Origin of the sequence: Staphylococcus coagulans (assembly GCF_022557135.1) — a bacterium.
Classification (GTDB): domain Bacteria; phylum Bacillota; class Bacilli; order Staphylococcales; family Staphylococcaceae; genus Staphylococcus; species Staphylococcus coagulans.
Map to the genome: position 1 here is coordinate 527,015 of NZ_CP092966.1, position 12,064 is coordinate 539,078.

11 protein-coding genes are annotated in these 12,064 nt (G+C 37.2%); 8 read left to right on the forward strand and 3 right to left on the reverse strand.

Annotated elements, in window-relative coordinates:
• Positions 1-89: 89 nt before the first annotated feature.
• Entirely contained in the window at positions 90-473 is a 384-nt protein-coding gene (locus KM149_RS02260) for an NUDIX hydrolase (protein ID WP_060829413.1), read from the forward strand.
• 59 nt (positions 474-532) lie between these two features.
• Here the strand turns inward: KM149_RS02260 and KM149_RS02265 are convergent, their stop codons facing one another.
• The 3 genes from KM149_RS02265 to KM149_RS02275 form a co-directional block, all read right to left on the reverse strand.
• Positions 533-928, reverse strand: coding sequence for a hypothetical protein (locus KM149_RS02265; RefSeq protein ID WP_060829414.1), 396 nt, complete (start codon positions 926-928; stop codon positions 533-535).
• A 156-nt stretch (positions 929-1,084) separates the two neighbouring features.
• Entirely contained in the window at positions 1,085-2,218 is a 1,134-nt protein-coding gene (locus KM149_RS02270; protein WP_214971251.1) for a sugar diacid recognition domain-containing protein, read from the reverse strand.
• A gap of 776 nt (positions 2,219-2,994) precedes the next feature.
• Positions 2,995-3,981 carry a YeiH family protein gene (locus KM149_RS02275; RefSeq protein ID WP_241415498.1) on the reverse strand — a complete coding sequence of 329 codons (987 nt, stop codon included), beginning with the start codon at positions 3,979-3,981 and terminating at the stop codon, positions 2,995-2,997.
• A 292-nt stretch (positions 3,982-4,273) separates the two neighbouring features.
• Between KM149_RS02275 and KM149_RS02280 the strand changes: the two genes are divergently transcribed.
• The 7 genes from KM149_RS02280 (at position 4,274) to trpB (ending at position 12,064) form a co-directional block, all read left to right on the forward strand.
• Positions 4,274-5,917 (forward strand): alpha-keto acid decarboxylase family protein, encoded by a 1,644-nt coding sequence (locus KM149_RS02280; protein ID WP_182280856.1) that lies wholly within the window; start codon positions 4,274-4,276, stop codon positions 5,915-5,917.
• Positions 5,918-6,482: 565 nt separating this feature from the next.
• Positions 6,483-7,886: an anthranilate synthase component I gene (locus KM149_RS02285; RefSeq protein ID WP_182308576.1), complete on the forward strand. Its 1,404-nt coding sequence runs from the start codon at positions 6,483-6,485 to the stop codon at positions 7,884-7,886.
• Complete coding sequence (locus KM149_RS02290) at positions 7,883-8,467, forward strand: anthranilate synthase component II (protein ID WP_241415499.1); 585 nt, start codon at positions 7,883-7,885, stop codon at positions 8,465-8,467. Before KM149_RS02285 ends, KM149_RS02290 begins: the two co-directional genes overlap by 4 nt.
• On the forward strand, positions 8,451-9,455 hold the full coding sequence (trpD, locus tag KM149_RS02295) for an anthranilate phosphoribosyltransferase (RefSeq protein WP_165545252.1): 1,005 nt from the start codon (positions 8,451-8,453) through the stop codon (positions 9,453-9,455). The genes KM149_RS02290 and trpD overlap by 17 nt, the downstream gene beginning before the upstream one ends.
• Complete coding sequence (trpC, locus tag KM149_RS02300) at positions 9,452-10,231, forward strand: indole-3-glycerol phosphate synthase TrpC (protein ID WP_165545251.1); 780 nt, start codon at positions 9,452-9,454, stop codon at positions 10,229-10,231. Before trpD ends, trpC begins: the two co-directional genes overlap by 4 nt.
• Position 10,232: 1 nt before the next feature.
• The gene (trpF, locus tag KM149_RS02305) at positions 10,233-10,862 is read left to right on the forward strand and encodes a phosphoribosylanthranilate isomerase (RefSeq protein ID WP_182280853.1); all 630 of its coding nucleotides are present in this window, start codon (positions 10,233-10,235) and stop codon (positions 10,860-10,862) included.
• Positions 10,859-12,064: a tryptophan synthase subunit beta gene (gene trpB, locus KM149_RS02310; RefSeq protein WP_241415500.1), complete on the forward strand. Its 1,206-nt coding sequence runs from the start codon at positions 10,859-10,861 to the stop codon at positions 12,062-12,064. Before trpF ends, trpB begins: the two co-directional genes overlap by 4 nt.

Below are 12,064 nucleotides of genomic sequence, written 5' to 3' on the forward strand. Positions count from 1 at the left end.
GCGTCATGATGCCATTCGTTATAAGATGAGAATATGTGTGCAAAGATGTCCTATTCTTTAAAAACGATTGGAAAAGGGGAGTGGCAAGCATGATTAGGTGTGTTTGTTTAGTAGATAGAAAGGCAGATCACTTACGCTTGGTTCAAGTGAGACATAGAGATAAAATGTACTTCCCAGGTGGCAAAATTGAACCGGGTGAAACGATGGAAACGGCATTAATTAGAGAAGTGAAAGAGGAATTACAGTTAGAGATTAAACCTGAAAATATCATCTATATCGGAACCGTTGTAGGACAAGCTTATCCGCAACATGATGAGCAAACTGAATTGAATGGATTTAAAGTGAATCATGCTATTGATTGGTCTCGCGTTGCAATCAATGCAGAAATTACAGACATTGATTGGGTGCATATAGACGACTTAGACCGGATTGCACCGGCTGTTCAGCAATGGATTGATACTTACGAACGTTAAAAAAACAGCTTATCGCTATTTTCCAATATGTTGGAGATGACGGTAAGCTGTTTTATTTTTTATTGCTTGATTTGGTATAGATTAGGATAAAAACCAATACGAGGGAAATTAAAGCCTATTGTTTTAATTTCAGCTTTTTTACCTTCTATAATATCTTCTTGAATGCTTTGGCTGTTAAATTTACCATGCAACAATATATCATCATTTTGAATTTTAATCGTCTCTTTGCCATGTTTTAAAACGATAAAACGACTTGTACCAGTCGTTAGACCATGGTTTTCTTTATATTTTTCAACGACAATGCCTTGATAAGTTTTATGGTTTAGTTCAGGTATGACTGTTGCCATACCAATAAAAAGAATGGCAAGGATAAAAACTGTGACAAAAATAATTTTCATCACCTTTGGGCCGACCATTTCAAAAAAAGAATTAATCCATTGCTTAATTTTATTCATTAAAATCGCTCCTAACACTCGCATTATATCTAATAAATGACGACATGCATAGTCTGGAGGCACTTTGAATAGCGTATATGAAATAAAAAAATTATGAGGTCGAAACCCTATTTGGAAGTTGGATTCGGCCTCATGATTTATTTTTTTAAATTTGTATTAGCATTGTGCACGCTCATATAAGATTTGTGCGATTCGTAACAATACAATCCCGTCTATCGTATTGGGATCCCATCCTGTAATTTCATGGATTTTTTTAATGCGATAGTTCAGTGTATTGCGGTGAATAAACAAGTCATTTGCCGTTTTGACGAGTTTACCGTGATTTCTAAAGTAGGCCTCAATCGTTTCATTGAGATATTTATCTTCTCCAAAATCTAATAACTTTTTGTAGTTAGATACAAGTGACATTTCATTCGATGGCGTGAATTTTTTAATGTTATTACAAATTGTCTCTAGTTCATGGCTTTTATACGTATGCAAGCCTTCTTGAATTTTTAAATCGTGCATCAGCACTTTAAGTGACGTCGCCTCATTATAAGATTGTATGAGTCCTTGTAATCCATTAGTAATGGAGCCAAGTGTAATTAATGTGCGGGAAAAGATTTCATCTTTCATCTCACTCTCAATGGAGGCTCTTATTTCAGATTGTGTTTGACCACGATTGTCATTGGATTTGAGTATGAACACGTATTCAGAAGGAGAAATTTCAATAATGTCGTCGCTTGGTAATTTCCAGTCTTCTAAAGCGCGGCGCAATGTCATGATTTTCGTTTTACTTGTACTATTTATCGAGATGAGTGCGACGGTAAAGTCTTCGTTTAAACCTAACTTTTCAATGACATTTTTACGGTTATAGGCTTGGATTTGCCGCTGTGGATTAAATAATATATGTGCAAGCATCTGTGTTCGAGATAATGTTTCTTCAAAGCGCGTGGAACGTTCGAATTCTTGTTCGACGATGAACTCTGCATTTAATTTTAATAAATGTGAATAAATTCTAATTTCATCTGGCTCTCCTACTACAAAAAGTGCGCCGTACGTTTTCCCACTATGTGTAATCGGAATAATGACACCAGTCTGTTTAACCTTCCAAAATTTCATATCCTCTTTTTCAATATCGATAGGGAGATTTCGTTGAATAGAATGGCGGGCAGCAGGGTAAAAAACGCCTATTTTATCTGAATTTGATGTTGCGATAACGTAACCGCTTCTATTCAGGATTAGTACATCTGACTTAATAATTGATGATGCTTTTTTTACGACTTTTTGAGCCCAATGTTGTTTAATCATTAATTCCAGCTCCTATTGTTATGTATTTCGCCAGTAGGATGTGAAAGCATCCTCCTTTATAAAAGAGATAAAAATACAGCAGACTTTATGTCAACGGGTGTATTTTTAGCATGACTATGCTCGAAATTTTATGATAGGGAAGAGAATAACACGATTTAACGTATCCGCTCTTGTTTAAAAATTTTTCTCATCATCCCTAATTCATTTTCAATATATGAATCGATACACCATTGTTTGAAACAAATTGTTTTCATCAACAATCAAAACCCATCAATGAAACTATCATAGCATTTGTTGTGGTGACACACTAGAAAACAACTTGATTCTATTTATAAAGATTTTTATTTAAAACAATGTTTCGTTCGCGTTTCATATTATTACATTTCCGTTACGTCTATGCTTAAAACATAATTTTGTTAAAATTGTTAAATAATTTAAAGTTTAGATTAATATTCAAAACATAAAAGTATGAGTCCATATTTGAGTGTGAATAAGTTTCCTTGATTGTACATTTTACTTATTCTTATATCATAAAGCACATTTATCTTCTTATGCAAATTATATTGAATATCTTTTTGAATTTATAAATACTATTGATTTTACATTTGTACAAGGTTTTGTACTGTGAATTGAAACTGACAAATTGTGATTTAATCTTCATCTTAACAATAGTCAACAGAAAAAACGAATAGAGGATAAAGACATGAAAAAACAAGCAAAGGGCAGACTTAAAAAGCGAAATCCGATTGATTTCTGTTCCCCTTGCTTGTTCATTTTTATAGCATTCCTATTAAGCTCAAGACAATAAGGCTTGTCACAATTAAAGCAGCCCAAGTTAATAGACCGAGCAATATAGGTCTCAGTCCTGCCTTTTTAAATTGACTGAATTTCACAGATAATCCGACGCCCGCTAAAGCTATAGTGATAAGAAAGAGTGCAATCGTTTTAAAAATTTGAATGACCTCATGTGAAAAGTTAAACAGCGTACTGATGAGTGAGGCTACAATAAACCAAATAATAAATCCTGGGACGGCACGAATAATGGTAGGACGTTCCCCTTGTTTTTGAGGCTCTTGTCGTTGTGTAACCCATAGGGCAAGAATAATTGTAATAGGAATAATAAAGAGTGTTCGTGTCAGTTTAACAATCGTCGCAACTTCAAGCGCTTTTGATCCGTAAAGGGCACTCGCAGCGACAACACTAGACGTATCGTTAATCGCTGTACCACTGAAAAAGCCAAAAGCCTCTTGGCTCATATGTAAAAAATGACCGATTGGTGGGAAGATAATCACTGCAACTAAGTTGAACAAGAACACAGTTGATAAACTAAAAGCAATAATTTCATCTTTGGCTTTAATGATTGGACTCGTTGCTGCGATTGCAGAACCACCACAAATAGATGTGCCGACACCTATGAGTATGCCTGTATGGGTATCAATTTTTAATAGTTTGACGCATACAGTAACAATTACGAGTGCGACGAGAAGTGTCACGATAAGGATAGGCAAAGATTTAAGTCCAATGGAACCAATCGACTGAAAGCTAAGTGTGAAACCGAGTACGATAATGCTGTAATGTAATATTTTTTTACTGCTGAATTGAATACCTGGTTTTAACGTTTGTGGTAATTGGATACAGTTATTTAGGACCATACCGATAAGCATTGCGAATATGGCGCTTCCTATAATAGGAAAGAAATGACCGAGCAATGTTGCAACTATCGCAATACTCAATGTAAGCAAGAGACCTTTAATTTTAGACACAATAGACCTTCCTTTCTCAAACTGTTGAGTCATACATTAATGCACGAAAACACAATCAATGGGTGATAAATACGTGCCTATTTTTTAGCCCAATTATTATGAATTGAAAACAATTTGAACTCAATAATGTACTAAAGAGCGCAATCAAATAACTTTGAATCAAGTATAGAACGGCCTTTATATTATTTCAATAGAAGATTCAGTATTATTAGGTCAATATCATTGACTTATTTAAAAGTGCCATGTAGAATTCTAATTGTAAAGAAAAATATAAATCAAGGACGGGATGAAAATGAAAAAAAGAGTAGGACAATTTTTATTTGACGAAATTGCAAAACACGGTGTTGATAAAATCTTTGGTGTACCTGGAGATTTTAACCTTGCCTTTTTAGACGATATTGAGTCACATGAAACCTTACAATGGGTAGGGAATACAAATGAATTAAACGCGAGTTATGCAGCAGATGGCTATGCACGTATCAATGGATTAGCGGCAATGGTGACAACATTTGGAGTAGGAGAATTAAGTGCAACGAATGGTATTGCAGGATCTTACGCTGAAAATGTGCCGGTGATTGCAATTACAGGTGGCCCTACAACAGTCGTTGAGAAAGCTAAAAAATATGTCCATCATTCATTAGGAACAGGTATCTTTGATGCATATCGTAAAATGTTTGCACATATCACTGAAGCACAAACTTATTTAACAACAGATAATGCTCTAACAGAAGTGCCTCGAATCATCCAAGTCGCAATAGAAGAAAAACGCCCTGTACATGTTCATTTACCTATTGATACAGCGATGAAAGAAATTGAAGTACCAGATCAAATTGAATATCCAGAAGTAAAAGCGTCAGAGGACTTATCAAGTATCATCGAAAAAGTAACTGAAGCACTTCAAAATGCGAAACAACCGACTTTAATTGTAGGACATCAAATCAATAGCTTTGGCTTACAAGCTCAAGTTCAACAATTAGCTGAACGTTTAAACTTACCTGTTGCACAGTTATCACTTGGAAAAGGCGCTTTTAACGAAGAAAGCCCACAATATATGGGGATCTTTGATGGCAGTATTGCAGATGAAGCGATTCGTGATTATGTAAATGGTAGCGATGTTGTCATTACTTTAGGGGCAAAATTAACAGACTCAGCTACTGCAGGCTTTTCTCAAGAATTTAAAGATGACATTGTGATGATTTTAAATCATCGTCAAGTTCGTATTGGAGAATTTGAATCGACTTCGCCAGCACTTCCTGAGATTGTGAACGCACTTGGACAAATCGATTATCACTATGAAGGTCAGTTCCCACAATTTGTATGGCCACAAGCTGAAAATGTGGACTTAAATGAAGAGCCGTTGACACAAGAAAATTACTTTAAATTAATGCAAGGTTTTCTTAAAAAAGGTGACGTTGTTTTAGCTGAACAAGGTACATCATTCTTTGGTTCATATAGTCTAGGTATTGAAGGTTCAACAACGTTTATTGGTCAACCTTTATGGGGTTCAATTGGTTACACATTGCCATCCACTTTAGGAACGACTTTAGCTGCACCAGAACGTCGTAACATCTTACTTATTGGCGATGGCTCTTTACAATTAACAGTACAAGAAATTTCAACAATGATTCGAGAAAAAATGAATCCGATTATTTTTGTCATCAATAACGATGGTTATACTGTTGAAAGAAAAATTCATGGTGAAAAAGCACATTATAATGATATTCAAATGTGGGATTACAAAATGTTACCAGCCGTATTTGGAGGCCAAGATATTCCAACTTATGATGTGAAGTCAACAAAAGCCTTAAAAGAAACAATGGATGCGATTGAACAAAACCCAAATACAATGCATTTTGTAGAGGTCCACATGGATGTGATGGACGCGCCAGAAAAATTGAACATCATTTCAAAAGCCTTTGCAAATCAAAATAAATAGGCAAAACCAATACTAAAAATAGCAATATCTTGATGATTTTCAAAGTCAGTTATTGACATGGGATTATGAATGGTGTTATAGTAAGCCTTAACTTAATATACGTTAGATTGAAAGTAGTTTTTATCGTTTGTAGCATGCAGAAAGCTAACGGTTGATGAAAGTTAGCACGGCGTAAAAATGAATTGGGCAATCACGCATTAACGTAATAATTGAATCATGATTTTAAAAGCGAATATGGCACAACAGTCATATTAACTAAGGTGGCACCACGGTAACGCGTCCTTATAGAGGATGGGAAACCGTGGTGTTTTTTATTTTTTAGTGAGATATAGTTAAATAGTGAGGTAAGATGTAGTAGTTTGAATCATCGGTAGCATCAGAAAATAGACGGTTGATGAGAGTCTATACCGACTTCAAATGAATTGGGTTTTACTGGAAGCAGCTAATTTTATAAGATTTTGAGTGAACAGAAGTATATCTGTTAACAAAGGTGGTACCGCGTGTGAGCGTCCTTTTTTAAGGAGACACACGCGTTTTTTTATTTTAAAAATTAAGGGGGAGACCGATGAAAATCCGTTATCGCATTTTAGATGCACCAATAAATCCAGAAACACTAGCACGACATAAACAACACAAAATTGTATTAGAAAGTGCCACAACATCTCAAACCAAAGGACGTTATTCAGTTGTTGCGTTTGATACGTATGGTGAAGTGACATTGACTGAAGCGGGTTTAAATATTTCGACGCCTCAATATTCAAAATATGAAACGGACGCTCCGTTTGAAAAATTAAAAGCTTTTATAGGCGCACACCAATCAGATATTAAGTACGAAGCATTACAACAACTTCCTTTTATTTCAGGGTTCATGGGTTACTGCAGTTTTGATTTAGTGCGACATGCATTTCCCATACTTCAACAATATCCGGTTCAAGGAGAAACAGAAGACGTCCATTTTTACATGATCGAATCGGTCTATGTCTTTGATCATTATAAAGAGCAGATTTATGTGATTGTGACAAATCTTTTCTCAGGCGCCTCTGAACAAGAGATGGTACAACGCTTGGATGCGATGATTGATGTATTTAGCCACATTCAACTGTTTGAAGAGGAAATAGAATACAACTTGCCACAACGGAAAATTGAAACCAATATTGATGGAGCGACTTTTATCAATCAAATTACGCAGTTTAAAAAATTAATTCAAGAAGGGGATATGTTTCAAGTCGTTCCTTCTCGAGTTTACAAATATGCTCATGGCTTTGGTCATCATTTACATCAATTAACGTATCGGCTTTATCAAAAATTAAAACGCAAAAATCCAAGTCCTTATCTGTTTTACTTAAATATGGGAGGACCCATTTTAATCGGGAGTTCGCCAGAAAGCTTCGTTAAAGTGAAAGATGGCAAAGTCATGACAAACCCAATCGCGGGCACAATTAAAAGAGGTGAGACAGAGGAAGAAGATTTTAAACTTGCGCAAATTTTGTTGGAAGATGAAAAAGAATTAAGCGAGCATCGTATGTTGGTTGACTTAGGACGTAATGATATTTTGCGAATTGCCAAACCTAACTCATTAGAGATACCGAAGTTAATGACGATAGAACGCTATGAACATGTCATGCATATTGTGACAGAGGTCGTAGGTGAAATTGATGCCAAGCGCTCTCCTCTTGATATAATCGCGAGTCTTTTACCTACAGGAACAGTTTCGGGTGCGCCGAAATTACGTGCGATTCAACGTATTTATGAGAATCACCCCTATAAAAGAGGCGTTTACAGCGGGGGTGTAGGCTATATCAATTGTGATCATACGTTGGATTTAGCCCTAGCCATTCGAACGATGGTCATTGATGATAACGATGTTCATGTCGAAGCGGGTTGCGGTGTTGTCTATGACTCTGTGCCTGAGAAAGAATTGGAAGAAACGAAACTTAAAGCGAAAAGTTTATTGGAGGTCACACTATGATATTAGTCATCGATAATTATGATTCATTCACGTACAACCTGGTAGACATGTTGCGACCATTTGACAATGTGCGTGTCCATTATCCAGACGATACGTCAATCTTTAATCTGAATCCAGATGGTGTGGTCATCTCACCTGGACCAGGCCATCCAAACGATAGCGATGATTTGCATCGGATTATTCAATCGTTCGAACATATACCTATCTTAGGGATTTGCCTTGGAGCGCAAGCACTTTACTGTTATTACGGTGGGGATGTGAACGTCGCACAGAAAGTTATGCACGGTAAAATTGATCAGTTATCTTTTGATGCACCGAGCGCTTTATACAACGGGATTTCAGAACATTCTGACATTATGCGCTACCATTCACTGATTTGTGAAGAAGCCACATTACCCGCTTCGTTATTGATTACAGGACGTACGCGAGATAGTATTCAATCATTTGAACACCGAAGTCGGCCACACTTTGGTCTTCAATATCATCCAGAGTCTTTTGCAAGTAAAGATGTGGCGAAAGTGGTTGAGAATTTTTTGTTCATCGTAAAGAAAGGTGTGAAGTCACATGACATTGCTCAATAAAATAATGAATTTTGAAACGTTAGATGCAGATGATATGGCATTATTCGTCAATACTTTAATCTCTGAAACAACACCGATAGAAGATAAGGTAGGATTGCTTGTTGCATATACGATGAAAGGTGAAACAACAGATGAATTATATGCATTATGTGCGCGTTTGATTCAAACCATGTATGAAGAACAACCTCAACATACAGGAAGTATGTGCGTCTGTGGAACAGGGGGAGATGGATCGAATAGTTTTAATATTTCAACGACCGTTTCATTTGTTGCTGCAAGTGGCGGCATTCATGTCGTTAAACACGGAAATAAAAGTGTCACTTCACAGTCAGGTGGAATGGACATTTTACAAGCAATGGAGATTTCGACAACGCCGGTTCAACAAGTTTCACAACAACTGGCGACGAGCCGTTTGGCATTTGTTAGTGCGACAGAGTCTTATCCATTAATGAAAAATATGCAATCTGTACGCAAAAAAATAGGACGGCCGACGATTCTGAATTTGATAGGCCCTATCATTAATCCTTATGCCTTAGATTACCAAGCGATGGGGGTATTTGATCCATCAAGAATGGTGAAAATTGCAGAGGTGCTTCAAAAATTAGGACGTAAGAGAGCGATAGTGATGCATGGCGCAAATGGCATGGATGAAGCAACGCTATCTGGAGATAACCAAATTGTAGAAATGAACCAAAATAAAGGGATTGAGGTCTATACCGTTAATGCCGCGGATTACGGATTACAATACGCGCCTGATGATGCTTTAAAAGGCGGAACGCCTGAACAAAATAAGCAAATCAGTTTAGATATTTTAAAAGGGAAAGATCGCTCTTGTCGGAGAGATGTGGTGTTATTGAACGCGGGTATCGCTTTCTATACTGCTGAAAAAACAGCATCTATTCAAGACGGCATTATCTATGCGGCTGAATGTATTGATTCAGGTGCAGCCTATCAACAATACGAACAAGCGAGAGGTGTCATCGTATGAGTATCTTAGACGAAATCATCACATATAAAAAAGCATTACTAGCAGAGGGGTATTATGAACAGAAAATAGCTCAGATAGATGCCATCAATGTGGCGCACAAGCCTCGTCTTACGCAATTGCTAGCGGATGATTCAAAAATAGGTGTCATTGCAGAAATTAAGTCAAAAAGTCCGACAGTGTCAGACATTCCTGAACGTGATTTAACAGAACAATTGCAACTTTATACAGAAGGAGGGGCTTCAGCCATTTCTGTTTTAACAGATGACAGGTATTTTGGCGGCAGTTACGAGCGGTTGATAGATTTAACCCAGCAAACAAACTTACCTGTACTTTGTAAAGATTTTATCGTCGATGAACGCCAAATAGACCTTGCACATAAAGCAGGGGCCTCGATTATTTTATTAATTGTCAATGTTTTAACAGATGTACGACTCCAACAATTATACAATTACGCTACTGAATTAGGCTTAGAAGTATTAGTCGAAGTACACGACCGTAAAGAGCTTGAACGTGCACATCGCCTCAATCCAGAACTGATAGGTGTTAACAACAGAGATTTGCGCCACTTTAAGACTGACGTTGCACACACGTCTCAAATACTCACGTGTAAGCAACCGGGTGTGCATTATATTTCGGAAAGTGGTATTAAGACCCCTGCAGATATCGCTCAACTAACTTCCACAGGTATTGCAGGCATTTTAGTGGGGGAATCATTAATGAAAGCCAAAGCACCTCAAAAACAAATTCAAGCTTTTAAATTAACAAAGGGTGTCTAATATGTATTTAAAATATTGTGGTTTTACGAGACAACAAGATATTGAAGCTGCGATTCAATGTGATGTATCTGCAATCGGTTTTATTACTTATCCTAAAAGTGCACGGTACGTTAATCTAGAAACATTGCACAGCCTTTCAAAGCAAGTGCCCGATGACATTGACCGCGTGGCTGTTACTGTAAATGCTTCAATGCAAACTTTGCAAAATATTGTTGAACAGACGAATATTAACACCCTTCAATTTCATGGAGATGAATCTGTGGAGACTTTACGTATATTTAAAGCGTACTATCCACATATACAAGTGTTCAAAGCGCTTCCTGCTGACGACATATTGCGTTCTCATATAATGTCGTATCGTGATGCTGTTGACAAAATTTTGATTGATACGCCATCACAACATTTTGGTGGAACAGGGGAAGTGTTTGATTGGTCATATTTAAATGACTTGCCCGAAACAAAGTACATGATTGCTGGAGGATTGAATACACAAAATTTAGCACAATTATTAAAAACACATACACACATTCACGGAATCGATATTGCGAGTGGTATCGAAAGAGACAAAGGCATTAAAGATCCAATCAAAATGAAACAGATGTGTGCAATTATGAAAGGAGCAATAAGATGAAACATATTCAATTAGAAGTAGATGAAAATGGATTCTTTGGAGAATATGGTGGCAAGTACGTACCAGAAACACTGATGCCAGCAATAGATGAACTCAAGAAAGCCTACATAGAGGCGAAGCAAGATGACGCATTTCAAGCCATGTATCATGACTATTTAAGACATTATGTAGGGCGTGAATCGCCATTAACTTTTGCGGCATCTTATACTGAACAACTCGGTGGCGCTAAAATTTATCTTAAGCGTGAAGATTTAAATCATACGGGCGCACATAAAATTAATAACGCACTTGGACAAGCGCTTCTAGCGAAAAGAATGGGCAAAAAGAAATTAGTAGCTGAGACAGGTGCAGGACAACATGGTGTAGCCAGTGCAACCGTTGCAGCATTATTTGATATGGAACTGGTTGTTTTTATGGGAGAAGAGGATATCCGTCGACAACAGTTAAATGTATTTCGTATGGAATTATTAGGGGCTAAAGTTGTGCCTGTGACAGATGGGCAAGGGACGTTATCGGATGCTGTCAATAAAGCATTACAATATTGGGTGGCGCATGTTGAGGATACACATTATCTATTAGGTTCGGCGCTTGGTCCAGACCCATTTCCAACAATGGTACGAGATTTTCAACGTGTGATTGGTGATGAAATTAAAGCGCAACTTCATGAAAAAGAACAACGATTACCTGATGCGATTGTAGCTTGTGTCGGTGGCGGTTCTAATGCGATAGGGACTTTCTACCCTTTCGTCAATGATGAAGCGGTTAAACTGTACGGTGTGGAAGCAGCTGGAGAAGGCGCGGATACAGATCGTCATGCGCTAGCCATCAATAAAGGAAGTAAAGGTGTGTTGCATGGCACAAAAATGTATCTTATTCAAGATGAACAGCATCAAATTAAATTAGCGCACTCGATCTCAGCGGGGTTAGATTATCCTGGTGTCGGACCTGAGCACAGTTATTATCACGATATCGGTCGTGTTGACTATGTGACGGCAGATGACAGAGAAGCTATGGACGCATTAGTTCGTTTCACGCAAGCTGAAGGGATTATTCCAGCAATTGAAAGTGCACATGCATTAAGCTATGTAGAAAAACTTGCCCCTAAAATGGATAAAGAAGAAGTCCTTGTAGTTACAATTTCAGGTCGAGGTGACAAAGATATGGAAACAATCAAAAATTATCTTGAAGAAAGGGAGCGTTAA